This window comes from Pseudomonas sp. GW821-FHT09A09, from assembly GCF_059418405.1.
In genome coordinates, this window is record NZ_JBWKPU010000001.1 from 299,882 (window position 1) to 326,290 (window position 26,409).

The window sequence follows — 26,409 nt, forward strand, 5'->3', positions numbered from 1 at the left end:
GGTCCATTTTTGACTTAGGTAGAGACTTGTCCGACAACCAATGGGGAATCATTTTGCCCCAGGGGAGTCGGAACAATGCTCGCCAACCTGGCATATAGATAGCTGGCCGTTGGTTTTTTGATCTGTTTTCGGCGAGGGTTGCTCGTGATTGTTAGTCCCTGTAATGCACCAAAATTGTCTGCCAAACGGTTACGAAACGCACTGGTGACGGGCTCCGCCCTGTTTTGCCTGTTCGGCGCGGGTCAACTGTGGGCATTCAGTCTGGACGATGTGTCGGCCAAGGCAAAAGAGCTGGCCGGGCAGAAATACGAAGCTCCGCGCAGCAATCTGCCGAACGAATTCCGCGAAATGAAATTCGCTGACTACCAGAAGATTCGTTTCCGCAACGAAAAAGCCGAGTGGGCCGATCAGAACACGCCGTTCAAGCTGTCCTTCTATCACCAGGGCATGCACTTCGACACGCCGGTGAAGATCAACGAAGTCACTGCCGACAGCGTCCAGGAAATCAAGTACGACCCGACTCGTTTCGATTTCGGCGACGTGAAGTTCGACCCTAAAGCCACCGAGCAGCTGGGTTACGCGGGCTTCCGTGTGCTGTACCCGATCAACAAGGCCGACAAGCAAGACGAAATCATGACCATGCTCGGCGCCAGCTACTTCCGCGTCGTGGGCAAGGGCCAATCCTATGGCCTGTCCGCCCGTGGCATGGCGATCGACACTGCATTGCCGTCCGGCGAAGAATTCCCGCGTTTCACCGAGTTCTGGATCGAACGTCCGAAACCGGGTGAGAAACAGCTGGTGATCTTCGCCCTGCTGGATTCGCCACGGGCCACCGGCGCTTATCGCCTGACCCTGCGCCCTGGCACTGACACCATCGTCGACGTCAAATCCCAGATGTACCTGCGCGACAAGGTCAGCAAGCTGGGCGTTGCCCCGTTGACCAGCATGTACCTGTTCGGCGCGAACCAGCCGTCCAAGGTCCTCAACTACCGTCGCGAGCTGCATGACTCCAGCGGCCTGTCGATCCATGCCGGCAACGGCGAGTGGATCTGGCGCCCACTGAACAACCCTAAACACCTGTCGGTCAGCAACTTCAGCGTTGAAAACCCGCGTGGTTTCGGCCTGCTGCAACGTGGCCGCGACTTCAGCCACTATGAAGACCTGGACGACAACTACGACAAGCGCCCAAGCGCCTGGATCGAGCCTGAGGGCGACTGGGGCAAAGGCACCGTCAACCTGGTAGAGATTCCGACCGCCGACGAAACCAACGACAACATCGTTGCGTTCTGGAGCCCGGCCGAGTTGCCGGAAGTCGGCAAGCCGCTGGATGTCAGCTATCGCCTGCACTGGACCATGGACGAAAAATCGCTGCACCCGGCCGACAGCGCCTGGGTCAAGCAGACCCTGCGTTCCACCGGTGACGTGAAACAATCCAACCTGATCCGCCAGCCTGACGGCAGCGTGGCCTACCTGGTGGACTTCGAGGGCCCGTCCCTCAAGGCCTTGCCATCGGACGCCCCGGTGCGCAGCCAGGTCAGCGTGGGTGAAAACGCCGAAGTCGTTGAAAACAGCGTGCGCTACAACGAGCACACCAAAGGCTGGCGCCTGACCCTGCGCATGAAGATCAAGGACGCCGGCAAGCCGACCGAGATGCGTGCGGCCCTGGTCCAGGACATCGTGAAGCCGGAACCTGAGAAGGTGTCGACCCAAGTGCTCAAGGCCGACAAGGTCCTGGCCAAGCAACACGAGAAACAGGCCAAGAAAGACGCCAAAGATGCAAAAGACAAGGAAGCCAAGCAGCCAGAAGCTGCCCCAGCCACACCGGAGCCGGAAAAGACCGAACAAGTCCTGACCGAGACCTGGAGCTATCAGTTGCCTGCCGATGAGTAATTCTCAAGCCACGCCAGAGACGCTGTCCGAGTACCTGGCGCACCTCCCGATGACCGCTGAGCAGCGCGCCGAACTGGCGGGCTGCACGTCCTTCAGCGAGTTGCATGAACGCCTGTCGTCGTCGACGTTCGACGCCCCGATCGATGCCGCCCAGGCCTCGGTCGGCCGTCGGTTGACCCTCAACACCGCCGAAGAGCTGCAAGACGCTGAAATGCTTGCGCTCGACGCCGGTGGCCGGGTGTGCCTGAAGGCCACGCCGCCGATCCGTCGGACCAAGGTGGTGCCCGAGCCGTGGCGCACCAATATCCTGGTGCGTGGCTGGCGCCGGCTGACCGGTCGTACCAACCCGCCCAAACCGCCGAAAGACGAGCGCGTGCTGCCTGCTGCACGCTGGCGCACCGTGGGTTCGATCCGTCGCTACATCCTGCTGATCCTGATGCTCGGCCAGACCATCGTGGCCGGCTGGTACATGAAAGGCATCATGCCGTACCAGGGCTGGTCGCTGGTCGACTTCGACGAAATTCGCAACCAGACCCTGCTGCAAACCGCCACCCAGGTGCTGCCTTACGCCCTGCAAACCAGCATTCTGATCATGTTCGGGATTCTGTTCTGCTGGGTGTCGGCCGGTTTCTGGACCGCGCTGATGGGCTTCCTGGAACTGCTGACCGGTCACGATAAATACCGCATCTCCGGTAAAAGTGCCGGTGACGAGCCGATTCCGAAAGACGCCCGTACCGCGTTGGTGATGCCGATCTGCAACGAAGACGTGCCCCGGGTATTCGCCGGTTTGCGTGCAACCTTCGAATCGGTGGTCGCCACAGGCGACCTGGACCGCTTCGACTTCTTCGTGCTCAGTGACAGTAACGACGCCGATATCTGTATCGCCGAACAGCAAGCCTGGCTCGACGTGTGCCGCGAAGCCGGTGGCTTCGGCAAGATTTTCTATCGCCGCCGTCGCCGCCGTGTGAAGCGCAAGAGCGGCAACCTCGACGACTTCTGCCGTCGTTGGGGCGGTGAATACAAGTACATGGTGGTGCTCGACGCCGACAGCGTGATGAGCGGCGAATGCCTCACCAGCCTGGTGCGCCTGATGGAAGCCACGCCGGATGCCGGGATTATCCAGACCGCGCCGCGTGCGTCGGGCATGGACACCCTGTATGCGCGCATGCAGCAGTTTGCCACCCGTGTGTATGGCCCACTGTTCACCGCCGGCCTGCACTTCTGGCAACTGGGTGAATCCCATTACTGGGGTCACAACGCAATCATCCGCATGAAGCCGTTCATCGAGCACTGCGCCCTGGCGCCATTGCCGGGCAAGGGTGCGTTTGCCGGTGCGATCCTTTCCCACGACTTCGTTGAAGCCGCGCTGATGCGCCGTGCTGGCTGGGGCGTGTGGATTGCCTACGACCTGCCGGGCAGCTACGAAGAACTGCCGCCGAACCTGCTGGACGAACTCAAGCGTGACCGTCGCTGGTGCCACGGCAACTTGATGAACTTCCGCCTGTTCCTGGTAAAAGGCATGCACCCGGTACACCGTGCGGTGTTCCTGACCGGCGTGATGTCCTACCTGTCGGCACCGTTGTGGTTCTTCTTCCTGGTGTTGTCCACCGCGCTGCTGGCGGTGAACACCTTGATGGAGCCGCAGTACTTCATGGCGCCGCGCCAGTTGTACCCGCTGTGGCCACAATGGCACCCGGACAAGGCAGTGGCGCTGTTCTCCACCACCATCGTGCTGCTGTTCCTGCCCAAGTTGCTGAGCATCATCCTGATCTGGGCCAAGGGCGCCAAAGAGTTCGGCGGCAAGTTCAAGGTCACCCTGTCGATGCTGCTGGAGATGCTGTTCTCCATGCTGCTGGCGCCGGTGCGAATGATCTTCCACACCCGTTTCGTACTCGCCGCGTTCCTCGGCTGGGCCGCCACCTGGAACTCGCCGCAGCGTGACGACGACTCCACCCCGTGGGGCGAGGCGGTCAAGCGCCACGGGCCGCAAACCGTGCTGGGCTTCCTCTGGGCGCTGCTGGTGGTGTGGTTGAACCCGAGCTTCCTGTGGTGGCTGATCCCGATCGTCGGTTCGCTGATGCTGTCGATCCCGGTGTCGGTGATTTCCAGCCGGGTCAAGCTGGGCCTCAAGTCCCGCGACGAGAGCCTGTTCCTGATTCCTGAGGAATACAACCCGCCGCAAGCCTTGCTGTCGACCGAGAAGTACACCCACGAGAACCGTTGGCATGCGCTCAATGACGGTTTCATTCGTTCGGTGGTCGACCCGCAGCAGAACGCCCTGGCCTGTGCCTTGGCGACTTCGCGTCACCGCGAGGCGGAGCCGATCGAGTACCTGCGTCAGGAGCGTGTTCGCCACGCGTTGAAAGTCGGCCCGGCCGGCCTCAACAACGGTGAACGCCTGGCCTTGCTCAGCGATCCGGTCGCCTTGGCCCGACTTCACGAGCAGGTCTGGAGCGAAGGGCATGCCGAGTGGCTGGGTGCATGGCGCCAGTCGATCAAGGCTGATCCGCACGCGCCGTTGCTGCCGTTGCAACCGCAGTCGTCCCAGGCCCAACCGGCCTGATTCAGACGCCCCCGAGGTTCTTCTCGGGGGCGCCTCGAACGCTGGTCCTACAGCGTTTTCCGCCGCTTCCTTTCGGCACTAACTCCTTGTTATTTCGAAACAAAAGTCCAAGGTGCTGGGCGTATTGCTGTGCCTGTGGCTGGGTTAGGATCGCCCCCGAAATTTGATTCGGTGACAGGGGGATTCATGATCAACAGGTATTGTTCGGCATGGCTGATCGGCGCTATTGCGCTGATTCAGGTTAGCCTGGGGCAGGCAGGCGCCATCGATGATGCCGTTCGGCGCGGTGTGCTGAAAGTCGGTACCTCACCTACCTACATGCCTTTCGAAATGACCGATAAACACGGGCAGATCGTGGGTTTCGAGATCGACTTGCTCCAGGCCATGAGCCAGGCGCTGGGCGTAGAGCTTGAGTTGGTGGCCGTACCTTATGGCGACCTGCTGCCGGGGTTGGCGGCGAAGAAGTTCGACCTGATCGGCAGCGGCATGACCGTTACCCAGGAGCGCAACCTGAAGCTGAACTTCAGCGACTCCTTTATCGTGGTGGGCCAGACTGTGCTGCTGCACCCCAGCCTTGCCGGCCGGGTCGGCAGCGTGGAAGACCTGGATGAAGCCGGTTATCGCATCGCTGTCAGCGAAGGCACCACGGGGGAGCTGGCAGCACGACGATTCCTGGGGGCCGCACAAGTGACCCGTTTTGCGAACCCGCAAGACGGGGTCAGGCAGGTGGTGGAGGGCAAAGCCGATGCTTTTATCCACGATGCTCCCTACAACCTGATCGCGCTGGCCAGGCCGGAAAACAGTACGCTGCTGTCCCTTGAACAGCCCTTTACTTTCGAGCCGCTGGCCTTTGGTTTGAAAAAAGGCGATTACGACAGCGTCAACTGGATCAACCATTTCCTCAATCAGATCGCCCAGGATGGGACCTACGATCGGTTGCACGACAAGTGGTTCAGGGACACCGACTGGATGGTGGAAATCGACTGAAGTCATAACTACTTACACATCAATTGCTTGCCTGCGTGACTCGCCGACGTGTCTACACCTGCGCTGTGCTGCACCGTTGTGGGGCTTTTCCGACATACGCGGATAACAAATACCTGTGAAACCTTTGTGACGGGCATCGAGTGGGTTAGGATCGCACCCCGAAATGGTGCAGCCCTTTTTATGCGCCGACCTTACAAGAATCGTTCAGGGGACTTGATGATGAAAAAGTATCTTTCGATGCTGATGCTCGGCGTCACCGCACTGGTTGCCGCCACTGCGGCCCAGGCCGGCGCCATCGATGATGCGGTCAAGCGCGGCACGCTGAAAGTGGGCATGGACCCGACCTACATGCCGTTCGAAATGACAGACAAGCGCGGTGAAATCATCGGCTTCGAAGTCGACATCCTCAAGGCCATGGCCAAGTCCATGGGCGTCAAGCTGGAGCTGGTGTCCACCGGTTACGACGGGATCATCCCGGCCTTCTTGACCGGCAAGTTCGACATGATCGGCAGCGGCATGACCCTGACCCAGGAACGCAACCTGCGCCTGAACTTCAGCGAACCCTTCATCGTGGTGGGCCAGACCCTGCTGATCCGCAAGGACCTGGAAGGCACCATCAAGTCCTACAAAGACCTGAACGACGAGAAATACCGCCTCACCTCCAAGCTGGGTACCACCGGTGAAATGGTCGCCAAGAAGCTGATCTCCAAGGCCAAGTACCACGGCTACGACAACGAACAGGAAGGCGTGCTGGACGTGGTCAACGGCAAGGCGGACGCCTTTGTGTATGACGCGCCTTACAACGTGGTTGCCGAGAAGAAAGTCGGTAATGGCAAGCTGGTGTTCCTTGAAGAACCCTTCACCTTCGAACCCCTGGCGTTCGGCCTGAAAAAAGGCGATTACGACAGCATCAACTTCATCAACAACTTCCTGCACCAGATCCGTAACGACGGCACCTACGATCGCATCCATGACAAGTGGTTCAAGAGCTCCGAGTGGCTCAAGGACATGGAATAAAGGCTTTAGACCGAGTTGCCTGTATCGCAGGCAAGCCAGCTCCCACAGTTGACGGTGTTCACACATCACAATGTGGGAGCGGGCTTGCCCGCGATGGCGGCCTCACAGGCAACACACATCCCGGAACGTGAAATGAAACAGAAAAAAGCCCAATGGCCCTGGCACCTGCTCACCGTGGTCGTGCTGGTCGGCCTGGCTGGCGCCTTGTACTACGCCACCTCGTTGATGTCCTACGAGTGGCGCTGGAACCGCGTACCGCAGTACTTCGCCTACCAGGCTGAAACGTCCCAACGCGCTGCCGACATCTCCACGGTGGTCGAGTTGGTACGCAAAGGCGACGTCGCCGAAGTCACCCTGCGCAACGACGCGGGCGCCGAGCAGAAGCTGACCGTTGCCGACAACAGCCTGCAAGTGGCTCGCGGCGATGACGTGGCCGAAGGCGATGTCGTCGGCGTGACCCGGCAGTGGGCGTTGGGGCCGTTGATGTGGGGCTTGTGGACCACGCTGTGGTTGTCGGTGGTGTCCGGCATTCTGGGCCTGGTGATCGGCTTGGCGACCGGCCTGTGCCGCTTGTCCAGCAACCCAACGTTGCGCGATCTGTCGACGATCTACGTCGAACTGGTGCGGGGTACGCCGCTGCTGGTGCAGATCTTCATTTTCTATTTCTTTATCGGCACGGTGCTCAACCTGTCCCGGGAGTTTGCCGGCATCGCGGCGCTGTCGCTGTTCACCGGTGCCTATGTGGCGGAAATCGTCCGGGCCGGCGTGCAGTCCATCACCCGTGGCCAGAACGAAGCCGCCCGTTCCCTGGGCCTGAGTGCCAGCCAGTCGATGCGCCATGTGGTGTTGCCGCAAGCCTTTAAGCGCGTGCTGCCACCCTTGGCCGGGCAGTTCATTAGCCTGGTGAAAGACACTTCGCTGGTGTCGGTGATCGCGATTACCGAACTGCTCAAGAGTGGCCGCGAAGTGATCACCACCTCGTTTTCGCCGTTTGAAATCCTGTTCTGTGTGGCAGGCCTGTACCTGCTGATCAACCTGCCGCTGTCGAAAATGGCCAGCCGGCTTGAGCGGAGGCTCGCGCAAAGTGATTGAAGTCCGCGATCTGGTAAAAGTCTTCGACACCCGTGGGCAGGTGGTGCGCGCGGTGGACAACGTGACCACCCAGGTGGCCAAGGGCGAAGTGCTGGTGGTGATCGGCCCGTCGGGTTCCGGCAAGTCCACCTTCCTGCGCTGCCTCAATGGCCTGGAAGAATTCGACTCGGGCTCGGTGAGCATCGACGGCCTGCAACTGGCCGACCCGAAGACCGATGTGAATGCCTACCGCCGCGAAGTCGGCATGGTGTTCCAGCATTTCAACCTGTTCCCCCACATGACCGTGCTGGAAAACCTGTGCCTGGCGCAAAAGGTCGTGCGCAAGCGCAGCAAGAAAGAACGCGAAGCCAAGGCGCTGGCCCTGCTGGAAAAGGTCGGTATCGCGCAAAAGGCCAACGAATTTCCGTCGCGCCTCTCCGGCGGTCAGCAACAACGGGTGGCAATTGCCCGGGCCCTGGCGATGGACCCCAAGGTGATGCTGTTTGACGAACCCACCTCGGCGCTGGACCCGGAAATGGTCGGTGAAGTCCTGGACGTGATGAAGACCCTGGCCCTGGAGGGCATGACCATGGTCTGCGTCACCCACGAAATGGGCTTCGCCCGCGAAGTGGCTGACCGGGTGCTGTTCTTCGATCACGGCAAGCTGCTCGAGGACGCCGCCCCGGCCGAGTTTTTCGACGCGCCGAAAGACCCACGCGCCCAGGCATTTTTGCGCCAGGTGTTGTGATCTTCAGAGCCTGAACTTGCCGACCAGGGTCTGCAGGTCCAGGCTCAATTTTGTCAGCTGAGCACTGGCTGTCGCGGTTTCCTCACTGGCGGCGGCTGCCTGTTCCGACACGTGCTTGACCTTCAATACGCTGCGATTGATCTCCTCTGCCACCAGGCTTTGCTCTTCGGCGGCAGCGGCGATCTGCGGGTTCATGTCCTGGATGACCGACACCGTGCGGGCGATGGCTGCCAGTGCCTCCCCTGCATCACGGGTCAGGCCTACACTGTTGTCAGTCAGGCTGCGGCTGCTGCTGATCATGTCGGCGACTTGCTGGGTGCCGGCGTGCAGGCTTTGGATCAACCCTTCGATTTCTTCGGCGGATTCCTGGGTGCGTTGGGCCAGGCTGCGCACTTCGTCGGCGACCACGGCAAACCCTTCGCCGGCCCGACCTGCACGCGCTGCTTCGATGGCTGCATTCAAGGCCAACAGGTTGGTCTGCTGGGACACGGACTTGATCACGTCCAGCACGCTGCCGATCTTCTGGCTTTCCTGCTGCAACGCGAGCATTGCCTGGCTCGAGCGCGTCATTTCGCTGGCTAACTGGCCGATTTGCTCTATGGCCAGGGTCACCACCTTATCGCCGGTGCTGGCTAGTTGGTCAGCCTCGGTTGCCGCCGCCGACGCCTGTTCGGCATGCCGGGCGACTTCCTGAGCAGTGGCGAGCATTTCGTTCATCGCCGTGGCGACCTGATCGGTTTCATCTCTCTGGTGGCTGATGCCGGCACGCGCCTGCTCGGCCGCCGTCGACAACTGCGTGGCAGCACTGGCGACTTGCTGGGCACTGCCACCTATGCCACTGATCAGGTTGCGCAGGTTCTGGGTCATCTGGGCGATGCTTTGCTGCAGTTGGCCCAGTTCGTCACGGCGTTCGACCCGGGTGGTGTGGCTCAGATCGCCATTGGCGATGCGGTTGGCAGTGGCGAGGGTTTTTCGTAGCGGTACTACGATTTGCCGGGCGATCCACCACGCGGCAACGCTACCCAGCACCAAGGCCGCGAGGGTGATGCCTACCAGCAGCGTACGTTTCCGGCGTGCTTCATCGTCACCCTTGAGCACTTGGTCCTGGCTCAATTGCTCGCTTTGCTCAAGCAGTCTGTTGAGTTGTTGCTCGAAGCGGTTTTGCACTGTTTCGGTGTTCAGCTGGGCGTCCTTGAGTGCCGTAAGTTGAGTGCGATACGCCGCCAGGTCCTCCTTGAGCACGCTGGAGTCGACGGGAAGCGCGGTCACCGCAGCCAGCGCCGTTTCGAGTGCATCGAGTGTCTGGCTGATGCTCTGTGCGTAGGCTTGCAACGAGTCGGCGGACCAGGCCGGGCGTTGAGTGCGGTTCTCGGCCTGGCTGATGGCTTGACGCAGGTTCTCGATGGCCTCCAAGGCGTTCTGGTCGTGTTGGTCAGGCAATTCGCTGGCCAGTTGGGCCAGTGTGTCGCCCGCCTGGAGCGCGGTTTTTTGCACCGGGGTACGCGTGCTCTCCCGGTGTTCGATCAAGGGTGGCAATTGTGCCAGCGCCGCTTTGAATGCATTCACCAGTTGGGTTGCTTGTTGCGCACGCGACAGGTCGTCCGGGTCTTTCAATCGGCTGGAGAGGTAGGCCAGTTGCTGCTCGATCTCTTCGATCTGGGTGCTCATCTTGCCCAGGCTGGCCGTGTCAGTGAGGGTGCGATACACAATGCGATCAGCTCGCATGGCCTGCGCTACAACGGTCAGCTTGCCCAGCACCGTCAGGTTGCCTGAGCGGTCCAGCGCAGCGCTCAACGCCTGCCAACCGGTGACCGCAATGATAAGGCTGAGGATCAGCACCTGGCCAAAGCCCAGGGCCAGTTTGAGCGTGACACTGGCATTGCCCAGCAGGCGGGTCAGCCGACGAAACATGGGGAGCCTCCGAATCAGAGAAAGCGTTCAGTGCTGACGCTAATTCGATTCAAAGGCGAGCGGGGAAATGGCGGGATGATAAGCGTGTAGGAGATTTCACAAGTTGCTGGCACACGGCGACCGGAGGCGGTCGCCGCGTACAGTGGATCAGACGCGAAAACGCCCGACCAGGGTTTGCAGGTAGATGCCCAGGCGCGCCAGCTCGGCGCTCGATGCCGCGGTTTCCTCGCTGGCCGACGAGGTTTGCTCAGACACATCACGCACATTCAGCACGCTGCGGTTGATCTCTTCGGCCACCGCGCTTTGTTGCTCGGCAGCCGTAGCAATCTGCGAGTTCATCGCCTGGATGGTCGAGACCGTGCGGGTGATATTGCCCAGCGCATCGCCGGCACGACGGGTCAGCTCGACGCTGCTGTCAGTGAGACCACGGCTGTTGTCCATGATCGTCGCGACCTGCTGGGTGCCGTTTTGCAGGCCGACGATCAGCTCTTCGATCTCTTCGGTGGACTTTTGGGTGCGCTGTGCCAGGCTGCGCACTTCATCAGCCACCACGGCGAAGCCACGCCCGGCCTCACCGGCACGTGCCGCTTCAATCGCCGCATTGAGGGCCAGCAGGTTGGTTTGCTGGGCCACCGACTTGATCACGTCGAGCACGCTGCCGATCTTGTCGCTTTCACGCTTTAGATGACCCATGGCCTCGGTGGAGTTGCCCACCTCGGTGGCCAGGCGTTCGATCTGGGCGATGGCTTCGCCGACCACCTTGTCGCCTTCACGGGCCTGCTGGTCGGCGGCCACGGCAGCTTCGGAGGCTTCCTCGGCGTTACGCGCCACTTCTTGCACGGTAGCGGCCATTTCGTTCATGGCGGTGGCCACCTGGTCGGTCTCGACCTTCTGGCTGTTGACCCCGGCGCTGGTCTGTTCCGTCACGGCCGACAGTTGCTCGGCGGCGCTGGCGATCTGAGTGACACCGTCGCTGATGCCGCCGATCAACTCGCGCAGGCCCACAGTCATGCTCTGCATGGCGCGTTGCAGCTGGCCCAGTTCGTCCTGGCGCAGCGAGTCGAGGTTGTGGCTCAGGTCGCCGGAGGCGACGCGCTCGGCGACCTTGAGGGTCTGGTTCAGCGGGATGACGATCTGGCGGGTGATGGCCCAGGCGGCGACCAGGCCGAAGATCAGCGCCAGAGCGGTCGCCAACAGCAAGAGATTCTTGGCCTGCGCAGCATCGGTATCACGCACCACGGTTTGAGAGACGGTGAGTTTGTCGCTGTTGCCCAACAGGATATCGCCCTGGGCGGTCATGATGACCAGGGCGGCTGCACTGGCGGTTTGAGAGTCACGGTATTGGCTGACGGCGGCACGGTAGGCCTGCAACGACACGCTGGCCTCCTGCAGGTTGGCCTGGTACTGCTCTGGCAGTTGGCCTTGCAGCTCGGTGATTTTCTTCAGGGCGTTGTCGATGGCGTCGAGTGCGGGCTGTTCGGCGTCGGTCTTGCCGCTGTAGGTGTAGCCGCGCACCTGGAAGCGCGATTGCTGGATCAGCTTGCTCAGGTCGACCACGCTATTGAACTGGGTGACGCTGTCGCCTTGCAGCAGGGCTTTTTCAATTTCGTTGATCTTGGCCACGGCGTTGTCGGCGGTGTCGCCGAGCTTGCTGCGCGCCCCTTCACGCTTGAGGCCGGCCTGCACCATGGCGCCGAAGGCTTTTTTGTATTGGTTGAGGGCGTCCAGTTGCTGTTCGACCAGGGCCTTGTCGTCGGGTTGCTCGATCAGGGTTTCGGCGGTTTTCAGGCCGCTGTCCAGCTTGGCGATCAGGTCGTTGACGGCGCCCGTGCCTTGTTCGCCACGACGGGTCTCGAAGTCCAGGCGCGCCAGGCGCAGGTCCTTGGTCAGGCCGTTGAGGCTGGAGATAAAGCCCAGCTTATCGCCGCGACTGGTCACATCGCCCAGGCCGGTCCAGCCGGTGAAGGTGATCAACAGCGTCAGGATCAACACCAAGCCAAAGCCAATGGCCAGCTTTCGATTGACGCTCACATTCCCCAGTTTTTCGGCTAACCAACGATACATGCTGCGATCTCCTTTGGAACAAGGCTTGGACTTATTCAAAGGTTATCGGCTGCGCAGGAAGATTCTGTAGCGACACTGATCCCCTGTGGGAGCGGGCTTGCCCGCGATGGCATCAACCGGGTTTGCCTGAGATACCGAGGTGTCTGCATCGCAGGCAAGCCAGCTCCCACACAAGCCGGCTCCTACAGGGGGTTGAAGTGGTTAGAAGAGGCGGGCGAGCAGGGCGGTGACGGCGGTTTCGACGCGCAGGATGCGTGCGCCAAGCTGTACCGGCTGCAGGCCGGCCTTGGCCAGCAGGTCGACTTCGTAGGGGATCCAGCCGCCTTCCGGGCCGATGGCCAGGGTGACCGGCTCGTCCAGCCCACGCGGGCACGCCGGGTAATCGCCCGGATGGCCGATCAGCCCCAGGGTGCCTTCGGCCATGGCCGGCAGGCGGTCCTCGACGAACGGCTTGAAACGCTTTTCGATGATGATTTCGGGCAGCACCGTGTCGCGCGCCTGTTCCAGGCCGAGGATCAGCTGCTCGCGAATCGCCTCAGGCTCCAGGAACGGGGTCTGCCAGAAACTCTTTTCGACCCGATAGCTGTTGAGCAGCACCACTTTCGGCACGCCCATGGCGGCTACGGTTTGCAGCACCCGACGCAGCATCTTCGGGCGCGGCAAGGCCAGCAGCAGGGTCAAAGGCAGTTTGGCGGGCGGCGGTTGGTCGAAGCTCACGTGCAGTTCGGCTTCGCCGGCGTCCAGGCGCAGCAACTGGGCGTTGCCCATCAACCCGCCAATACGGCCGACGCGCAGGCTGTCACCGACGGCCGCACGGTGGACGTCCTGCATGTGCACCAGGCGCCGGTCACGCAGCACCACACGGTCGGCCGCAATGAAGTCGGCCTCTTCCAGTAACAGCAGGTTCACGGCTGGGTCGCTGGCGGCTGGTCGTCGTCGGCGGGCTGGTCATCCGGGTGATCGCCACGCTTGCTGATCAGGCTGCCGAACAGAATGCCGATCTCGAACAACATCCACATCGGCACGGCCAGCAACGTCTGCGAGAAGATGTCCGGCGGCGTGAGGATCATGCCGACCACGAAGCAGCCGATGATCACGTACGGGCGGATCTTCTTCAGGTACTTGACGTCGACCACGCCGATCCACACCAGCAGCACCACGGCCACCGGGATTTCGAAGGCCACGCCAAAGGCGAAGAACAGCGTCATCACGAAGTCGAGGTAGCTGGTGATGTCGGTCATCATCTCCACGCCGGCCGGGGTGGCCGCGGCGAAGAACTTGAAGATCAGCGGGAACACCAGGAAATAGGCGAACGCCATGCCGGTGTAGAACAGCAGGATGCTCGACACCAGCAGCGGCACCGCGATGCGCTTCTCATGCTTGTACAGGCCCGGCGCGATAAAGCCCCAGATCTGGTGCAGGATCACCGGGATCGCCAGGAACAGCGAGACCATCATCGTCAGCTTCAACGGCGTGAGGAACGGCGAGGACACGTCGGTGGCGATCATCGTCGCGCCGGCCGGCAGGTACTGGCGCAAAGGCGTAGAGACGAAGGTGTAGATCTGCTGGGTAAAGGCGAACAGCCCGGCAAAGATGATGAAGATCGCCGCTACGCAGCGCAGCAGGCGGGTACGCAGCTCGGTGAGGTGCGAAACCAGCGGCATGTGCTGGTCGTTTTCCGGTTTATCAGCGCTCATGGGGCTCGCGGCGGCAATGTAGGGTCATGGGGAGCGGGCGACGCAACGGGCGCCGGCGCAGGCTCTGTGGGGCTGTGGACGGCCGGTGCCGGGGCGGGTTCCGCCACGGGTGGCACCTGGGCCACGGGCGGCGGCGCGATGCTCTGCTCGGCCACAGGTTCGGCCGGCTTGGCAGGCTCCTGCACCGGGGAGAGGATCTTGCGCGCTTCCTGCTCCAACGAAAGGATGTGCTCGTTGTGCAGTTGGCGACGAATCTCGTCGGCGCCGATTTCCCGTTCAACTTCCTGTTTGATGGCGTTGAAACTGCGTTTCAGGCGCCCGATCCACAGGCCGGCCGTGCGCGCGGCACCGGGCAGGCGTTCCGGCCCCAGTACCAGCAGGGCAACAAGGCCGACGAGGAGCAGTTCAGAGAAGCTGATACCAAACATTAGTCAGTGCTCACGAGTCTTTGCGGGTCGGCTCTTCGACTTTCTCAGCCTGCACGTCGAAGGTACGACGCTCGGTGATCGGCTGGGTGGCCTGCGGGTGCACAGGCTGGGCTGGCGGCACAGGGTTGGCCACCGGGTCGGCCGGCTTTTCGTCATCGTTCATGGCTTTACGGAAGCCCTTGATCGATTCGCCCACGTCAGTGCCCAGGTTCTTGAGTTTCTTGGTGCCGAACACCAGTACCACTACCACCAGAATGACGATCCAGTGTTTCCAGTCAAAAATGCCCATGCTGCAATTCCTCTGTAAAAGTTATTCAGGCGGACGGGCGCGAGGCCTTTTCGGCATGCCCGGACAAGCCGAAGCGACGGTCCAGTTCATCCAGCACAGCCTGCGGATGCTGCCCCAGTTGGGCGAGCATGACCAGGCTGTGGAACCACAAATCAGCGGTTTCGTAGATCACATCGCTGCAGTCGCCGCTGATTTGCGCGTCCTTGGCGGCGATGATGGTCTCGACGGATTCTTCGCCGAGTTTTTCCAGGATCTTGTTCAAGCCCTTGTGGTAAAGGCTGGCGACATAGGAGCTGTCGGCGTCCGCGCCTTTGCGGTCTTCCAGCACCTGGGCCACGCGGTTCAGGGTATCGCTCATGTTCAGTGTCCTGCCGAGTAAATGGCGTGCGGGTCTTTGAGCACCGGCTCTACAACCTTCCATTCGCCGTTTTCGAACACGCGATAGAAGCAGCTGTGACGGCCAGTGTGGCAAGCGATGTCGCCGATCTGCTCGACCATCAGGATCACCACGTCGGCATCGCAGTCCAGGCGCATCTCGTGCAGGGTCTGCACGTGCCCGGACTCTTCGCCCTTGCGCCACAGTTTGCCACGCGAGCGTGACCAGTAGATGGCGCGTTGCTCGGCGGCGGTGAGGCTCAGGGCCTCGCGGTTCATCCAGGCCATCATCAGCACGCGCCCGGTCTTGTAGTCCTGGGCAATGGCCGGCACCAGGCCGTCACTGTCCCACTTGATCTCGTCCAGCCAGTCTTTCATGTTCGGCTCCGGCAATTTGCGACAGTGTATAACCGGATTGGCTATCGACGCACGATCAGATAAACACCCACGGCGACCATGATGCCGGCCGGCCAGTGGCCCAACTCATTCAACGGCCCGCCGAGGGCGAGTATCACGCCGCCGACCAGGTGCGCGGCGCCCAGCAAGCGCAGGAACCAGTCGTCCTTGCGCTTCTTCCAGGGCGGTGCCGGGTCCTTGGCGTGGGGCTGGGACATGCGCTCCAGCAGGTCGCGGGTCATGTTGGCCAGGTGCGGCAGTTGTTCCATCTGGCTGTGCAGGTTGCCCAGCACGGTTTTCGGGCTCATGCGCTCGCGCATCCAGCGTTCCAGGAACGGCTGGGCGGTGTTCCACAGGTCGAGGTCCGGGTACAGCTGGCGGCCCAGGCCTTCGATATTCAGCAGGGTTTTTTGCAGCAGTACCAGCTGCGGCTGCACTTCCATGTTGAAGCGCCGCGCGGTCTGGAACAGGCGCATCAGCACCTGGCCAAAGGAAATATCTTTTAACGGTTTTTCAAAAATCGGCTCGCACACGGTACGGATCGCCGCTTCGAATTCGTTGAGCTTGGTTTCGGCCGGCACCCAACCCGAATCGATGTGCAACTGCGCCACGCGGCGGTAATCGCGCTTGAAGAAGGCGAACAGGTTGCGGGCCAGGTAGTCCTGGTCTTCCGGGGTCAGGCTGCCGACGATGCCGCAGTCGATCGCAATGTACTGCGGGCTCCACGGGTTCACGGTGCTGACGAAGATGTTGCCCGGGTGCATGTCGGCGTGGAAGAAACTGTCGCGGAACACCTGGGTGAAGAAGATCTCCACGCCGCGCTCGGCAAGCATCTTCATGTCGGTGCGCTGGTCCGCCAGGGTGGCGAGGTCGGTGACCTGCACGCCGTAGATGCGCTCCATCACCAGCACTTTGGGGCGGCACCAGTCCCAATACACCTGGGGCACGTACAGCAGCGGCGAACCTTCGAAGTTGCGCTTGAGCTGGCTGGCGTTGGCGGCTTCGCGCAGCAGGTCGAGTTCGTCGTAGATGGTTTTTTCGTAGTCGGCGACCACGTCCACCGGGTGCAGCAAGCGCGCATCGGCGCTGAAGCGCTCAGCGGCGCGGGCGAGGATGAATAGCCACGCCAGGTCCTGGCCGATGATCGGCTTGAGGCCCGGGCGGATCACCTTCACCACCACTTCTTCGCCGGTCTTCAACTGGGCGGCGTGGACCTGCGCCACGGAGGCCGAGGCCAGCGGGTCGACATCGAAGCGGCTGAAGACGTCGCTGATCTTCTTGCCCAGTTGCTCTTCGATCAACTTCATCGACTGCTGGGAATCGAATGGCGGCACGCGGTCCTGCAACAGCATCAGCTCGTCGGCGATGTCTTCGGGCAACAGGTCGCGGCGGGTCGAGAGGATCTGCCCGAACTTGATGAAGATCGGCCCCAGGTCCTGCAACGCCAGGCGCAGGCGCGCACCCCGGCTGAGCTCCAGCGGCTTGCGCGGGAACCAGCGCCACGGCAGCACATAGCGCACCGCCAGCAGAAACCACGGCAGGGGCAGGGCGAACAGCAGGTCATCGAGGCGGTAGCGGATTACGACGCGCTGGATACGAAACAGACGGCGGACGGCGAGCAGCTTCATGCGTTATCGCTTGGATCAAGGGAACGGCTCAGGCGCTCGAAGCGGGCCTCGAGGCGTTCCAGGTCGATTTTGGCCTTGTCGAGTTCACGAAAGCGCGCTTGCGCTTCCCGTTCTCCGACCAGGGTGCGCGATTCTTCGCTCAGGTATTCGGCGAGGTTCTGGTTGAGGCTGGCGAACCCCTGCTGGTACCAGCGCGTGCGGCTGCGCAGGTGCCCGCTGATCAACTGGGTGGCCACGGGGCCAATCCAGCGCGACAGTTCGTATTCCCAGTCCAGTTCCAGGTCTTGCAGCACGGCGGCCAGGTCCATCAGCACCGAACTGTCACCTTCGAGCTCCACCTCGGCGCTGTGCAGGATGGCGGTCTTGTTGCGGCTCAGGGCCAGGTGCAACAGGCTCGATGCCGGCGCACGCAGGGTGCAGTCGGCGTCGGCAGCCCAGTCGCTGGCGAGCAGCAGGCCTTCATCGCTGGGCAGGATAAACAGCTGCAAGGCGGGGCTGCGACAGTCGACAGCAATGATCTTGCCGTTCAAGTGCGCGAGCCGCGCCAGGGCGGTGCTGTCCAGGCGCAGCACACGGTTGATACCGTGCTCTGTGCTTGCGAGAAGGCCTGCGAACAGCATCAGGGCTTGATGCCGCGGTGCAGGGCGACGATGCCCGAGGTCATGTTGTGGTAGGTCACGCGGTCGAAGCCGGCTTCTACCATCATCGACTTCAGGGTTTCCTGGTCGGGGTGCATGCGGATCGATTCGGCCAGGTAGCGGTAGCTCTCGGCGTCATTGGTGATCAGCTTGCCCATCAGCGGCATGAAGGCGAAGGAGTAGGTGTCGTAGACCTTGGACATCAGCGCGTTGGTTGGCTTGGAGAACTCCAGCACCAAGAGGCGGCCACCGGGCTTGAGCACGCGCAGCATGGAGCGGATCGCGTCTTCCTTGTGGGTCACGTTGCGCAGGCCGAAGGCAATGGTCACGCAGTCGAAATGGTTGTCCGGGAACGGCAGCTTCTCAGCGTCGGCCTGGACGAACTCGATATTGCCGGCCACGCCTTTATCCAGCAGGCGGTCGCGACCGACCTTGAGCATCGAGCCGTTGATGTCCGCCAGCACGACCTGACCCGTCGGGCCAACCAGCTTGGAAAACTTGGCGGCCAGGTCGCCTGTGCCGCCGGCGATGTCCAGCACACGGTTGCCGGTGCGCACGCCCGACAGCTCGATGGTGAAACGCTTCCACAGGCGGTGCATGCCGCCCGATAGCACGTCGTTCATCAGGTCGTACTTGGCGGCTACGGAGTGGAACACCTCAGCGACTTTTTCCGCTTTCTGGCTTTCCGGAACGTTCTTGAAGCCGAAGTGAGTGGTGGGTTCGGCATCGCTGCCTTTGCGCTGATCAGTCATATCGCTGTCACCAAAAGAGAATGCGGGACATGATAATCCCCGCGACCTGCTTTGTCTTGGCAAGGCTGAAGGTAAGATAGGCGGTCACCGAGACCTTTTGCCGCATGGAAGGTATCCATACCGTTATAATAGAGGAGTCATTGCAATGGCCCGTATTACCGTTGAGCGTGCACATTCCCTGGGTAAAGAAGGCGCGCGGGCAAAAGCCGACAAGTTGGCGAGCAAACTCAGGGAGCAATATGGCCTGGAGTCCACGTGGTCTGGCGATACCTTGAACCTCAAGCGTTCAGGCGTTAAAGGCACCGTGTCGGTGGCCGAGGATTCCCTGCGTATTGATGTGGAGCTGGGGCTGTTGATGTCGGCCATGAGTGGCACTATCAAGTCCGAAATCGAGAAAGCCCTGGATAAGGCACTGGCCTGATCCGGATCTACTTAGGGTGCCGATTCTAATTTTTCTGCCTACTTTGTGCCCAAGCCCTCAACTCCTGCGGGCCGTTCCTCAACCCTTTTCTGCGTGAGGTGTGCCATGGCCAAAGTTATTTTGAAGAAAAAAATCGACGTTCAGTCCACCGCCCTGAGTGACGTTAAAAGCTATGCCCGCAAGATCTGGCTGGCAGGGCTTGGCGCCTATGCCAAGGTCGGCAGCGAAGGCAGCGAGTACTTCAAAGAGCTGGTCAAGAAAGGTCAACATGTTGAAAGTAAAGGCAAAAAAGTTGTAGTTGAACAACTTGATGCCGCCAACAGTCAGATTGACCAAGTAAAGAGTAATGTCTCCAGCGTCAAAGGCCTGGTTGAAGTTCAACTGGATAAAGTTGAAAAAGCTTTTGACATACGCGTTGCAAGTGCCTTGAATCGGATCGGCATTGCGTCTAAACATGACGTGGAGACACTCTCTGCTAAGCTCGAAGAGCTGACGACATTGCTAGAACGTGTCGCGCGTAAACACTAAGGAGACATCGGGATGGCTGTTAAAAAGACTACTCAGAAAGAAGGCAGCTCGTGGGTCGGGGAAGTTGAAAAATATTCCCGTAAGATCTGGCTTGCTGGTTTAGGCGTGTACTCGAAGGCTAGCATTGGTGAAGGCAAAAAACTCTTCGAGTCTTTGGTCAAGGACGGTGAGAAAGCCGAGAAGTTGACCAAAAGCACAGTGGGTAAAACAGTTGAAGCGGCCAAGGCAACTGCCGGTTCCGCCAAGTCGGGTATTTCTGACACCTGGGGCAAGTTGGAAGAAACTTTCGACAAGCGCCTCAACAGTGCGATTTCGAGACTGGGCGTACCCAGTAAGGCAGAGCTGAAGGCACTGCACAGCAAGGTCGACACGTTGACCAAGCAAATCGAAAAACTCACCGGCGCCAAAGTGGCCCCTGTGAAAACCGCTGCCGCCAAACCTGCTGCCAAACCGGCCGCTAAAACCGCAGCGGCCAAGCCTGCAGCGAAACCTGCAGCCAAGCCTCTGGTAAAAGCTGCTGCCAAACCGGCTGCAAAACCTGCGGCCAAGGCACCCGCCAAAGCCGCCGCTAAACCAGCTGCCAAGCCTGCGGCTAAAACAGCAGCGGCAAAACCGGCTGCCAAGCCTGCCGCTAAACCAGTGGCCGCTAAAGCCGCTGCCAAACCGGCTGCTAAACCTGCCGCCAAGGCCGCCGCAAAACCAGCCGCCAAGCCAGCGGCTAAAACCGCAGCCGCTAAACCTGCTGCCAAGCCCGCTGCTGCGAAACCTGCAGCCAAACCGGCTGCTGCTAAACCTGCGGCCGCCAAGCCTGCGGCAAAACCAGCCGCCGCGAAGAAGCCTGCGGTAGCGAAAAAACCAGCAGCGGCCAAGCCTGTTGTTGCGGCCAAGCCAGCCACTCCGGCACCTGCCGCTTCAACAGCCAACTCGGTGTCCGCACCGACCCACGCTGCGACCACCCCGACTGCAACGCCGGTAACCCCGACGCCCTCCAGTCAGTCCTGATTTTCTCAGGGCACAAAAAACGCCCGGCCTGTAAAGGTCGGGCGTTTTTTTATGGAAGTCTCACCTATATCGCACTTCCAATGTGGGAGCGGGCTTGCCCGCGATGACGGAGTTTCAGTCACATAGATATTGGCTGATCTATTGCTATCGCGGGCAAGTCGAATCGTCGCACCGCCGCTCCCACAGTTTTAATCGATTTCATCCAGATATTTCAGGGCAAACTTCTCGGTCGCCAGCCGCGCCGGCAGCAGCAAGTGCGGCGCCACCAGCATCACGATCTGGTAGACCACCACCCGTATCTCTCCTTCACGGTCGAGAATCCGCTGGTAGTCCAGCGAAAACAGCAGGGTCAATGTGATTTGCTCCACCAGTTGCCCCAGTGCCTGGGTGCCACTGACCAGTTGCCCCGAGGTCTTCAACCGTGCCAACAGCGACGCCAGCGTACGCTTGAGTGCCGTGAGCAGGTGGCGAATGCCTTTGGCCAGCTTCGGCAGGCGCCCGGCCAGGTTCGACAGGTCCTGGAACAGAAACCGGTAATGGGCCATGCGCTCGACAATCAGGTGCAGGAACAGCCAGTAATCCTCGGCCTCCAGCTGCGCGTCAGCGGGCGGATCGAGCAGGGGCGCCAGCTCGCATTGAAAGCGCTCGAACAGCCCGAGCACCAAAGGCTCCTTGCCATGGAAGTGGTAGTAGAGGTTGCCGGGGCTGATCCCCATTTCATTGGCCACCTCCATGGTCGACACGTTCGGCTCGCCCTTCTGGTTGAACAACTGCAGGGCACATTCAAGGATACGGTCGCGGGTCTTCATCCAGTCTTCTTAATGTGATCGTTGAGTTCAGCGCACGCGCACATAGGTGCCCGGCGCTGCTTCCATCGGTGGGTAGTTCTGGTTGCCCAGGGCGGTGAGGGTTTCGCGCTGCACGCCGGAGCGCTGTTGCACCCATTCCAGCCACTGCGGCCACCAACTGCCTTCGACGTGGCTGGCGTCGTAGTACCAGGCGCGCGGGTCGCTGCTCAGCTTGGGGTTCTCGACGTAGTTGGCCTTGGGGTTGCCCGGCGGGTTGAGGATGCTCTGGATATGCCCGCTGTTGGACAGCACGAAGCGCCGCTCGCCCCCCAGCAACTGGGTGGAGCGATACACCGCGTCCCACGGCGTGATGTGGTCGTTGATCCCGGCCACGCTGAAGCTGTCCACCGTGACCTTCTGCAAGTCGATAGGCGTGCCGCACACCTCCAGGCCACCGGGATGGCTCAGCGGGTTGTGCTTGAAGAAATCCAGCAGGTCGCCGTGCAATGCGGCGGGCAAGCGTGTGTTGTCGTTGTTCCAGTACAGGATGTCGAAGGCCGGGGGTTCCTTGCCCAGCAGGTAGTTGTTGATCCAGTAGTTCCAGATCAGGTCATTGGGGCGCATCCAGGCGAACACCTTGGCCATGTCGCGGCCGTCCAGCACGCCCTGTTGGTAGGAGCGGCGTTTGGCCGCCTCCAGGGTTTGCTCGTCGGCAAACAGCGTGGCGGGGCTGTCGATCTGGCTGTCGAGCAGGCTTACCAGGTAGCTGGCGCTGGAGATGCGCCGCAACTGGCGCTTGGCTTGCAGGTGGCCTTGCAGGGCGGCGATGGTCAGGCCACCGGCACAGGCGCCCATCAGGTTGACCTCCCGCGCGCCGGTGATGGCCCGGCAGACGTTGAGGGCTTCTTCCAGCGCCGCAACGTAAGTGGAGAGCCCCCATTCGCGATGGCGCACGTCCGGGTTGCGCCAGCTGACCATGAAGGTCTGCAGGCCGTTCTTGAGGGCGTACTGCACGAAGCTGTTGGCGGGGCTGAGGTCGAAAATGTAGTACTTGTTGATTTGCGGCGGCACCACCAGCAGCGGCTTGGCGTACTGCTTTTCGCTCATGGGCTTGTACTGGATCAGCTCCAGCAGCTCGTTGCGAAACACCACCGAGCCCGGGGTGGTGGCAACCGTCTTGCCCACTTCGAACGCGTGCTTGCTCACTTGGCGCGGCAGGCCATTGTTGTGCAGCAGGTCTTCGAACAGGTTGGTGACACCGCGCACCACGCTGTTGCCCCCGGAGTTGAGCAGCTCCTTGACGGCCAGCGGGTTGAGCAGGGTGTTGGAAGGGGAGACGGCGTCGTTGAGCAGGGAGAAGGCAAAGTGTGCGCGGGCCCGGTCATCGGCGCTCAGCGAGCTGTCGTCGATCCAGTGGCGCGTCTGCTTTTGCCAGCTCAGGTAGGCTTGCAGGCTGCGCCGATAGAGCGGGTTGAGCTTCCAGGTCGGGTCGCTGAAGCGGCTGTCATTGGGGTTGGGCTCATGCACGGTTTCACCCAGCAGCACGCGACCGAGTTGGCCGCTCAGCGCCCAGGCATGACGAGCGGTATGCACCGGGTTGCGCAAGCCGTGGGCGGCAACACTGCGCAGCGTCGACAGCAAGTCCCGACCGCGCAGGCCGGTGATCGCGTTTTGCGCATTGATGAACACGGCAGGGGTGGGCGCCGGGTTCGTCACGGGTCTTTCTCGCATGAGCCAACACTCCTTCGTCAAGCCATCAAACAGGCACGCCAATTCAGAACCATAGTCGGTTCCTGGCAAGTTGCGCGGCGGTGTGGTCCTTACACCGCAGGTCGCGGATGAATCACCGCGCGCAGGCGCTCCTCCTCGAGAAATTTCATGATGATCGGCGCCACCGCTTCGGCCCGGGTGATCAAGAACAGGTGGCCATCGTCGATGATGTGCAACTGTGCGTTGGGAATGCGCCAGGCCAGCATGCGCATGTTGATCAGCGGGATCAGCGGGTCGTCATCCCCCGCCAGCACCAGGGTGGGTTGGCGGATCTTGTGCAGCCAGTGGATGCTGGTCCAGCCCAGCCCGGCAAACAGTTGCCAGTAGTAACCCAGCTTGCCCGCCGAGCGCACTTTGCTGGCGTGTTCGGCGGCCAGTTTCGAATCGCGGCGGAACGAGCCGCCGTAGATCATCGGGGCGATGCGCACCACGTGGGACGGCTGGATGTAACGGCGTGGGCTGGCCATCAGCCACAGCACCTTGGGTTTGCCCGGCACCATCACCGCACCCGCCGCCGTGGCGGCGAGGATCAGCTTCTTGCAACGCTCCGGGTAGTCGTAGGCGAACTGCTGCGCCAACGCGCCGCCCCAGGACACGCCCACCGCGTTCACCTGGCCATAGTCCAGGTAGTCGAGCATGCGTGCCGTGAGCTTGGCCAGGCCGGGAAAGCGATAGGGGCGGTTGGGCGTGGATGAGCCGCCCACGCCGGGCACATCGAAGGCGATCACTTCCAGGTCCGGGTCCAGGGCCTGGACAAACGGAAACACCAGCTCAAGGTTGGCGCCGATGCCGTTGAAGATCAGCAAAGGCGTCAAGTGAGGCTTGCCCGGGCGCACCGCCGTGCGGATGGTCTGGCCATCCAGGTCGATGGTACGAAAGATGAACGGTTGCGGCATGCTCAAGCCCTGTCAGGTGGTGCAAAGATCCAATGGACGATGCGGTCCATGTGGGAGCTGGCTTGCCTGCGATGGCATTCTTCCTGCCAGCCCATCAACAACTGGCCCACCGCTATCGCAGGCAAGCCAGCTCCCACAGGGGCTGCATTTCAACCAAACATCTGCTTATCGTTCGTGTACATAAGTACCCGGCGCTGCTTCAGCTGCGGCGTAGGTTTTATTTCCTAGCGAAGTCGGCGCCTTCTTCAACTTGCCTGCCCGATCCGCCTGCCACGCCTGCCAGTGCAACCACCAGGAATCGGTGTGCTTGGTAGCGTTCTCCTGCCATTCCAGTGCACTGCACGCCAGGCCATCACTGGTCTGGTAGCGCGCTTTGGGGTTGCCCGGAGGGTTGAGAATGCTCTGGATATGCCCGCTGCTCGACAGCACGAACTCCACCTTGCCACCAAACAACTGCGCCGACTTGTAGCAAGACTGCCACGGCGTGATGTGGTCGTTGGTGCCGGCCAGTGAGTAGATATCGGCGGTGACCTGCTTGAGGTCGATGGGCGTGCCGCACACTTCCAGGGCATTGGCGCGTACCAGCGGGTTGTTCTTGAACAGTTCGATCAGGTCGCCGTGGAACGCGGCCGGCAAACGTGTGGTGTCATTGTTCCAGAACAGGATGTCGAACACCGGCGGTTCGTTGCCCAGCAGGTAGTTATTGACCCAGTAGTTCCAGATCAGGTCGTTGGGGCGCATCCACGCGAACACCTTGGCCATGTCGCGACCCTCCAGCACGCCGGCCTGGTAGGAGTGGCGCTTGGCGGCCTCAAGGGTCTGCTCGTCGACGAACAGCGCCACCTGGGTGTCCAGGGTGGTGTCCAGCACGCTGACCATCAGGGTCAGGGCATTGACCTTCTTCTCCCCCAGCGCGGCGTAGTGGCCGAGCAAGGCGGTGCAGGTGATGCCGCCCGAGCAGGCGCCGAGCATGTTGATGTCTTTGCTGCCGGTGATCGCCGTGACCACATCCACCGCTTCCTTGAGCGCCTCGATGTAGGTCGACAGGCCCCATTCGCGCTGGGCCTTGGTCGGGTTGCGCCAGCTCACGATAAAGGTCTGCTGGCCATTGCGCAGGCAGAAGCGCGCCAGGCTCTTGTCCGGGCTCAGGTCGAATACATAGAACTTGTTGATCTGCGGCGGCACCACCAGCAGGGGGCGCTCGTGCACCTGTTCGGTGATCGGCTTGTACTGGATCAGCTCCAGCACATCGTTGCGAAACACCACGGCGCCTTCGGTGGTGCCCAGGGTCTTGCCCACTTCAAAGGCGCCCATGTTGACCTGGCTCGGCATGCCGCCGTTGTGCACCAGGTCCTTGGCCAGGTGGGAGAGGCCATCGAGCAGGCTCTTGCCACCGGTTTCAAAGAAGCGTTTGACCGCCGCCGGGTTGGCCGCGCTGTTGGTAGGGGCCATGGCTTCGGTCATCAGGTTGATCACGAAGTGACCACGGCTGATGTCCTGTTCCGACAGGTTGCTGTCGCCGATCCAGTCGTGCAGCTCCTTGCGCCACGCCAGGTAGGTTTGCAAATAACGTTTGTAGAGCGGGTTCTGGCTCCAGGCCGGGTCATGGAAGCGACGGTCGTCGTGTTCCGGCACCAGCTGGGACTTGCCGAACATCACGTTCTTCAATTCGACGCCAAAGTGGGCGACGTGCTTGACGCTGTGCAACGGTTGTTTGATGGCTTGGGTCAGCACCATCTTCGCCGAGGCGAGCAAATCCTTTTTCCGTAACGCGATGATCGGGTTCAGCCCCAGGGTGTTTTCCGAGGCCTGGCGTTTCAAGTCATCGTTGTTCTTGTTACTCATCTACGACGCTCCATTGTCCGAAAGACGAGTACCGGGTACCGCTGTGCACCAGGTTTCGATACACAACACAAGCCAGGTACGCGACTCGGGTGACCGTTGATACCGCATCGTCAAATGCAGGGAACTTGCCAGTTCCATTGGTTACCCGAGTTTAATTTTTTTCGCAAGCGGGCCAGTCATTGGCCGCGCGACAGGGCATTCAAGCAGATGAAATTAGAAAATGCTCTCTAAAGAGCAAGAGGCGTGTGCTAGAGCATCAGCCGCACGACCGACTCGCTCGGGTCGCGGGGTTTTCCAGCCGCTTTGAGTTCGGCCAGGTAATCGGCCCACAGCGCGTCCTGACGCACGGCCAGTTGGTAGAGGTAGTCCCAGGTGAACAGCCCGCTGTCATGCCCGTCGTCGAAGGTCAATTTCAGTGCGTACTGACCGGCCGGTTCTATTTTGGTCAAGCGCACGTTGAGCTTGCCGAATTGCAGGATGGGTTTGCCGTGACCCTGGACCTCGGCGGAAGGCGAGTGGGTGCGCAGCAGTTCGGCGGAGAGTTGGTACACCTCGTCGGGCCCGTAGGTGAGGCCGAGGGTGTTGGAGGTTTTATGCAGGTTTACGGCAGTGGGGAATTTGGTCATAGGAGATGATCCTGAAGAAACCGGCTCAAAAATGTGGGAGCTGGCTTGCCTGCGATAGCGATGGTGAATTCACCATCGC

Annotated in this window: 24 protein-coding genes and 2 pseudogenes; 9 read left to right on the top strand and 17 right to left on the bottom strand. The window is 61.2% G+C overall.

What is annotated here, in order from left to right; all coding sequences use genetic code 11:
- Positions 1 to 201 precede the first annotated feature (201 nt).
- The 6 genes and pseudogenes from AC07OV_RS01335 (at position 202) to AC07OV_RS01360 (ending at position 8,276) form a co-directional block, all read left to right on the top strand.
- Positions 202 to 1,890 (top strand): glucan biosynthesis protein G, encoded by a 1,689-nt coding sequence (locus AC07OV_RS01335; RefSeq protein ID WP_218172715.1) that lies wholly within the window; start codon positions 202 to 204, stop codon positions 1,888 to 1,890.
- Positions 1,883 to 4,455 (top strand): annotated as a pseudogene (gene mdoH / locus AC07OV_RS01340) (glucans biosynthesis glucosyltransferase MdoH); the annotation flags it as partial. The gene AC07OV_RS01335 and the pseudogene mdoH, both read left to right, overlap by 8 nt.
- 184 nt (positions 4,456 to 4,639) lie before the next feature.
- Complete coding sequence (locus tag AC07OV_RS01345) at positions 4,640 to 5,440, top strand: transporter substrate-binding domain-containing protein (protein WP_494996176.1); 801 nt, start codon at positions 4,640 to 4,642, stop codon at positions 5,438 to 5,440.
- A gap of 219 nt (positions 5,441 to 5,659) precedes the next feature.
- Entirely contained in the window at positions 5,660 to 6,457 is a 798-nt protein-coding gene (locus tag AC07OV_RS01350; RefSeq protein ID WP_060767882.1) for a transporter substrate-binding domain-containing protein, read from the top strand.
- 132 nt (positions 6,458 to 6,589) lie between these two features.
- Positions 6,590 to 7,549: an amino acid ABC transporter permease gene (locus tag AC07OV_RS01355; RefSeq protein ID WP_494996177.1), complete on the top strand. Its 960-nt coding sequence runs from the start codon at positions 6,590 to 6,592 to the stop codon at positions 7,547 to 7,549.
- Positions 7,542 to 8,276 (top strand): amino acid ABC transporter ATP-binding protein, encoded by a 735-nt coding sequence (locus tag AC07OV_RS01360; RefSeq protein ID WP_038844774.1) that lies wholly within the window; start codon positions 7,542 to 7,544, stop codon positions 8,274 to 8,276. Before AC07OV_RS01355 ends, AC07OV_RS01360 begins: the two co-directional genes overlap by 8 nt.
- Positions 8,277 to 8,279: 3 nt before the next feature.
- Here the strand turns inward: AC07OV_RS01360 and AC07OV_RS01365 are convergent, their stop codons facing one another.
- The 12 genes and pseudogenes from AC07OV_RS01365 to ubiE all read right to left on the bottom strand — a co-directional run bounded on the left by AC07OV_RS01365 (position 8,280) and on the right by ubiE (position 18,454).
- Complete coding sequence (locus AC07OV_RS01365; RefSeq protein ID WP_176997250.1) at positions 8,280 to 10,187, bottom strand: methyl-accepting chemotaxis protein; 1,908 nt, start codon at positions 10,185 to 10,187, stop codon at positions 8,280 to 8,282.
- Between the two features lie 147 nt (positions 10,188 to 10,334).
- The gene (locus tag AC07OV_RS01370; RefSeq protein WP_495091322.1) at positions 10,335 to 11,207 is read right to left on the bottom strand and encodes a methyl-accepting chemotaxis protein; all 873 of its coding nucleotides are present in this window, start codon (positions 11,205 to 11,207) and stop codon (positions 10,335 to 10,337) included.
- Positions 11,193 to 12,251 (bottom strand): annotated as a pseudogene (locus AC07OV_RS01375) (methyl-accepting chemotaxis protein); the annotation flags it as partial. The pseudogene AC07OV_RS01375 and the gene AC07OV_RS01370, both read right to left, overlap by 15 nt.
- A 201-nt stretch (positions 12,252 to 12,452) precedes the next feature.
- Complete coding sequence (locus AC07OV_RS01380; RefSeq protein WP_176997248.1) at positions 12,453 to 13,160, bottom strand: 16S rRNA (uracil(1498)-N(3))-methyltransferase; 708 nt, start codon at positions 13,158 to 13,160, stop codon at positions 12,453 to 12,455.
- Positions 13,157 to 13,948 (bottom strand): twin-arginine translocase subunit TatC, encoded by a 792-nt coding sequence (gene tatC, locus AC07OV_RS01385; protein WP_176997247.1) that lies wholly within the window; start codon positions 13,946 to 13,948, stop codon positions 13,157 to 13,159. The genes AC07OV_RS01380 and tatC overlap by 4 nt, the downstream gene beginning before the upstream one ends.
- Entirely contained in the window at positions 13,945 to 14,376 is a 432-nt protein-coding gene (tatB, locus tag AC07OV_RS01390; protein WP_494996179.1) for a Sec-independent protein translocase protein TatB, read from the bottom strand. Before tatB ends, tatC begins: the two co-directional genes overlap by 4 nt.
- A 10-nt stretch (positions 14,377 to 14,386) precedes the next feature.
- On the bottom strand, positions 14,387 to 14,665 hold the full coding sequence (locus tag AC07OV_RS01395) for a twin-arginine translocase TatA/TatE family subunit (RefSeq protein ID WP_065875744.1): 279 nt from the start codon (positions 14,663 to 14,665) through the stop codon (positions 14,387 to 14,389).
- A gap of 25 nt (positions 14,666 to 14,690) precedes the next feature.
- Entirely contained in the window at positions 14,691 to 15,023 is a 333-nt protein-coding gene (locus AC07OV_RS01400) for a phosphoribosyl-ATP diphosphatase (protein WP_003209299.1), read from the bottom strand.
- A gap of 2 nt (positions 15,024 to 15,025) precedes the next feature.
- On the bottom strand, positions 15,026 to 15,418 hold the full coding sequence (gene hisI / locus AC07OV_RS01405) for a phosphoribosyl-AMP cyclohydrolase (protein ID WP_494996180.1): 393 nt from the start codon (positions 15,416 to 15,418) through the stop codon (positions 15,026 to 15,028).
- Between the two features lie 41 nt (positions 15,419 to 15,459).
- Positions 15,460 to 17,064 (bottom strand): ubiquinone biosynthesis regulatory protein kinase UbiB, encoded by a 1,605-nt coding sequence (ubiB, locus tag AC07OV_RS01410; protein ID WP_494996181.1) that lies wholly within the window; start codon positions 17,062 to 17,064, stop codon positions 15,460 to 15,462.
- On the bottom strand, positions 17,061 to 17,684 hold the full coding sequence (locus AC07OV_RS01415) for a ubiquinone biosynthesis accessory factor UbiJ (protein WP_494996182.1): 624 nt from the start codon (positions 17,682 to 17,684) through the stop codon (positions 17,061 to 17,063). Before AC07OV_RS01415 ends, ubiB begins: the two co-directional genes overlap by 4 nt.
- Positions 17,684 to 18,454 carry a bifunctional demethylmenaquinone methyltransferase/2-methoxy-6-polyprenyl-1,4-benzoquinol methylase UbiE gene (gene ubiE, locus AC07OV_RS01420; protein ID WP_003171186.1) on the bottom strand — a complete coding sequence of 257 codons (771 nt, stop codon included), beginning with the start codon at positions 18,452 to 18,454 and terminating at the stop codon, positions 17,684 to 17,686. The genes AC07OV_RS01415 and ubiE overlap by 1 nt, the downstream gene beginning before the upstream one ends.
- A 145-nt stretch (positions 18,455 to 18,599) precedes the next feature.
- On the opposite strand from ubiE, the gene AC07OV_RS01425 reads away from it, so the two are divergent.
- The 3 genes from AC07OV_RS01425 to AC07OV_RS01435 all read left to right on the top strand — a co-directional run bounded on the left by AC07OV_RS01425 (position 18,600) and on the right by AC07OV_RS01435 (position 20,405).
- Positions 18,600 to 18,875, top strand: coding sequence for a polyhydroxyalkanoic acid system family protein (locus tag AC07OV_RS01425; protein WP_495091316.1), 276 nt, complete (start codon positions 18,600 to 18,602; stop codon positions 18,873 to 18,875).
- Between the two features lie 105 nt (positions 18,876 to 18,980).
- A complete protein-coding gene (locus AC07OV_RS01430; RefSeq protein ID WP_494996183.1) occupies positions 18,981 to 19,403 on the top strand; it encodes a phasin family protein in 423 nt (140 codons plus the stop codon).
- Between the two features lie 12 nt (positions 19,404 to 19,415).
- Positions 19,416 to 20,405, top strand: coding sequence for a phasin family protein (locus AC07OV_RS01435; protein WP_494996184.1), 990 nt, complete (start codon positions 19,416 to 19,418; stop codon positions 20,403 to 20,405).
- 188 nt (positions 20,406 to 20,593) lie between these two features.
- Here AC07OV_RS01435 and AC07OV_RS01440 read toward each other — a convergent pair whose 3' ends face one another.
- The 5 genes from AC07OV_RS01440 to AC07OV_RS01460 form a co-directional block, all read right to left on the bottom strand.
- A complete protein-coding gene (locus AC07OV_RS01440) occupies positions 20,594 to 21,214 on the bottom strand; it encodes a TetR/AcrR family transcriptional regulator (RefSeq protein ID WP_176997239.1) in 621 nt (206 codons plus the stop codon).
- 27 nt (positions 21,215 to 21,241) lie between these two features.
- Entirely contained in the window at positions 21,242 to 22,924 is a 1,683-nt protein-coding gene (phaC, locus tag AC07OV_RS01445; RefSeq protein ID WP_494996185.1) for a class II poly(R)-hydroxyalkanoic acid synthase, read from the bottom strand.
- An 89-nt stretch (positions 22,925 to 23,013) separates the two neighbouring features.
- The gene (phaZ, locus tag AC07OV_RS01450) at positions 23,014 to 23,859 is read right to left on the bottom strand and encodes a poly(3-hydroxyalkanoate) depolymerase (protein ID WP_025858688.1); all 846 of its coding nucleotides are present in this window, start codon (positions 23,857 to 23,859) and stop codon (positions 23,014 to 23,016) included.
- A gap of 165 nt (positions 23,860 to 24,024) precedes the next feature.
- The gene (gene phaC, locus AC07OV_RS01455) at positions 24,025 to 25,704 is read right to left on the bottom strand and encodes a class II poly(R)-hydroxyalkanoic acid synthase (RefSeq protein ID WP_176997237.1); all 1,680 of its coding nucleotides are present in this window, start codon (positions 25,702 to 25,704) and stop codon (positions 24,025 to 24,027) included.
- Positions 25,705 to 25,952: 248 nt separating this feature from the next.
- Positions 25,953 to 26,330 carry a gamma-butyrobetaine hydroxylase family protein gene (locus AC07OV_RS01460; RefSeq protein ID WP_495091317.1) on the bottom strand — a complete coding sequence of 126 codons (378 nt, stop codon included), beginning with the start codon at positions 26,328 to 26,330 and terminating at the stop codon, positions 25,953 to 25,955.
- Positions 26,331 to 26,409 lie beyond the last annotated feature (79 nt).

What these genes read in the sequence shown, in the direction of transcription:
- AC07OV_RS01345 (WP_494996176.1), top strand. Translation starts at nt 4,640, where the DNA reads ATGATCAACAGGTATTGTTCGGCATGGCTGATCGGCGCTATTGCGCTG.
- AC07OV_RS01350 (WP_060767882.1), top strand. Translation starts at nt 5,660, where the DNA reads ATGAAAAAGTATCTTTCGATGCTGATGCTCGGCGTCACCGCACTGGTT.
- AC07OV_RS01355 (WP_494996177.1), top strand. Translation starts at nt 6,590, where the DNA reads ATGAAACAGAAAAAAGCCCAATGGCCCTGGCACCTGCTCACCGTGGTC.
- AC07OV_RS01365 (WP_176997250.1), bottom strand. Translation starts at nt 10,187, where the DNA reads ATGTTTCGTCGGCTGACCCGCCTGCTGGGCAATGCCAGTGTCACGCTC.
- AC07OV_RS01370 (WP_495091322.1), bottom strand. Translation starts at nt 11,207, where the DNA reads ATGCAGAGCATGACTGTGGGCCTGCGCGAGTTGATCGGCGGCATCAGC.
- tatC (WP_176997247.1), bottom strand. Translation starts at nt 13,948, where the DNA reads ATGAGCGCTGATAAACCGGAAAACGACCAGCACATGCCGCTGGTTTCG.
- tatB (WP_494996179.1), bottom strand. Translation starts at nt 14,376, where the DNA reads ATGTTTGGTATCAGCTTCTCTGAACTGCTCCTCGTCGGCCTTGTTGCC.
- AC07OV_RS01395 (WP_065875744.1), bottom strand. Translation starts at nt 14,665, where the DNA reads ATGGGCATTTTTGACTGGAAACACTGGATCGTCATTCTGGTGGTAGTG.
- AC07OV_RS01400 (WP_003209299.1), bottom strand. Translation starts at nt 15,023, where the DNA reads ATGAGCGATACCCTGAACCGCGTGGCCCAGGTGCTGGAAGACCGCAAA.
- hisI (WP_494996180.1), bottom strand. Translation starts at nt 15,418, where the DNA reads ATGAAAGACTGGCTGGACGAGATCAAGTGGGACAGTGACGGCCTGGTG.
- ubiB (WP_494996181.1), bottom strand. Translation starts at nt 17,064, where the DNA reads ATGAAGCTGCTCGCCGTCCGCCGTCTGTTTCGTATCCAGCGCGTCGTA.
- AC07OV_RS01415 (WP_494996182.1), bottom strand. Translation starts at nt 17,684, where the DNA reads ATGCTGTTCGCAGGCCTTCTCGCAAGCACAGAGCACGGTATCAACCGT.
- ubiE (WP_003171186.1), bottom strand. Translation starts at nt 18,454, where the DNA reads ATGACTGATCAGCGCAAAGGCAGCGATGCCGAACCCACCACTCACTTC.
- AC07OV_RS01425 (WP_495091316.1), top strand. Translation starts at nt 18,600, where the DNA reads ATGGCCCGTATTACCGTTGAGCGTGCACATTCCCTGGGTAAAGAAGGC.
- AC07OV_RS01430 (WP_494996183.1), top strand. Translation starts at nt 18,981, where the DNA reads ATGGCCAAAGTTATTTTGAAGAAAAAAATCGACGTTCAGTCCACCGCC.
- AC07OV_RS01435 (WP_494996184.1), top strand. Translation starts at nt 19,416, where the DNA reads ATGGCTGTTAAAAAGACTACTCAGAAAGAAGGCAGCTCGTGGGTCGGG.
- AC07OV_RS01440 (WP_176997239.1), bottom strand. Translation starts at nt 21,214, where the DNA reads ATGAAGACCCGCGACCGTATCCTTGAATGTGCCCTGCAGTTGTTCAAC.
- phaC (WP_494996185.1), bottom strand. Translation starts at nt 22,924, where the DNA reads ATGCGAGAAAGACCCGTGACGAACCCGGCGCCCACCCCTGCCGTGTTC.
- phaZ (WP_025858688.1), bottom strand. Translation starts at nt 23,859, where the DNA reads ATGCCGCAACCGTTCATCTTTCGTACCATCGACCTGGATGGCCAGACC.
- phaC (WP_176997237.1), bottom strand. Translation starts at nt 25,704, where the DNA reads ATGAGTAACAAGAACAACGATGACTTGAAACGCCAGGCCTCGGAAAAC.
- AC07OV_RS01460 (WP_495091317.1), bottom strand. Translation starts at nt 26,330, where the DNA reads ATGACCAAATTCCCCACTGCCGTAAACCTGCATAAAACCTCCAACACC.